This is a genomic window from Microlunatus sp. GCM10028923, assembly GCF_042666975.1.
Lineage (GTDB): Bacteria > Actinomycetota > Actinomycetes > Propionibacteriales > Propionibacteriaceae > Microlunatus.
In genome coordinates this window covers 1-1,236 of sequence record NZ_JBHTFF010000035.1, presented here as the reverse complement: position 1 = coordinate 1,236, position 1,236 = coordinate 1, and the positions used below count along the sequence as shown (strand labels likewise).

General features: G+C 66.3%; 1 protein-coding gene. It reads left to right on the top strand.

Features of this window, described 5'->3' with window-relative positions; all coding sequences use genetic code 11:
• Positions 1-5: 5 nt before the first annotated feature.
• The gene (locus ACFQU4_RS37620) at positions 6-1,229 is read left to right on the top strand and encodes an IS30 family transposase (RefSeq protein ID WP_377502454.1); all 1,224 of its coding nucleotides are present in this window, start codon (positions 6-8) and stop codon (positions 1,227-1,229) included.
• Positions 1,230-1,236 lie beyond the last annotated feature (7 nt).

Sequence of the window (1,236 nt, the reverse complement as noted above, 5' to 3'; positions counted from 1 at the left end):
CTGGGTTGCGGGCGCGGGTGTTGGAGTTGGTGGCGGCGGGTGAGTCGTGCACGGAGGCGGCGCGTCAGGTCGGGGCTAATGCCCGGAGTGTGGTTCGGTGGGCGAATCTGGCCGGCATGGAATTGCAGCCGGGTCGGATCGGCGGGATCGCCGCGGTCAGTGAGTTTCGACGTCGTCCGCGGTTGCGGCATCCGCGGGTGCTGCCCGAGGGGGACCATCTGGATGAGAACGGCCGGTTGACGCTGGCTGGGCGGGTGGTGATCGCGATCCGGCTCCGGGAACGTTGGCGGCATGCTGCGATCGCCCGGGAGTTGGGGGTGCACCGGTCCACGGTGAAGCGTGAGGTCGATGCCGGCAGCGTGGACGGTCGTTACCGATGCAGGATCGCCCAACGACGGGCCGAGGAGCGGCGGCGACGGCCGAAGCCGGACCGGGTCAAGATCAGACCCGGGACCGAGTTGTGGGACGAGTTGATCGTCCGGTTGAACAACAAGCAGTCACCCGAGCAGATCAGCGGCAGGCTGGCCCGAGACTTCGCCGGACGTGACGATATGCAGGTGAGCCACGAAACGATCTACCAGGCCCTCTACGTTCAGGGCGCCGGAGCGTTACGGCACGAGCTGGGCGTGGAGAAGGCGTTGCGGTCGGGCCGGACCACCCGCCGTCCCCGGTCCAAGCTCGGGCCGCGGTCGAACCGGTCCTGGATCGGTGAGGCCACGATCACGGCCCGCCCGGCCGAGGCCGATGACCGGGCCGTGCCCGGTCACTGGGAAGGCGATTTGATCATCGGTGGTGATCTCCGCTCCGCTCTGATCACCTTGTTCGAACGCAACACCCGGTTCTGCCTGATCAGCCGGCTCACCGTGCACGACACCGCCACAGTGACCGACCGACTCACCCAAATGGCCGGACGACTCCCAGCAGCGTTGTGGCGATCCCTGACCTGGGACCAGGGCGTGGAAATGGCCGACCACGCCAAGTTCACCACCGTCACCGACTGCCCGGTGTTCTTCTGCGATCCCCACTCGCCCTGGCAACGCCCCACCAACGAGAACGGCAACGGCCTGCTCCGCGAGTTCTTCCCCAAAGGCACCGACTTCACCACCATCACCGACCACCAAGTCCTCGAAGCCGAACGACTCCTCAACACCCGACCCCGCAAGATCTTGGACTTCGCCACCCCAGCTGAGAAGCTTGATCAACTACTCACCGTTGCGACGAACACTTGAAACCGCC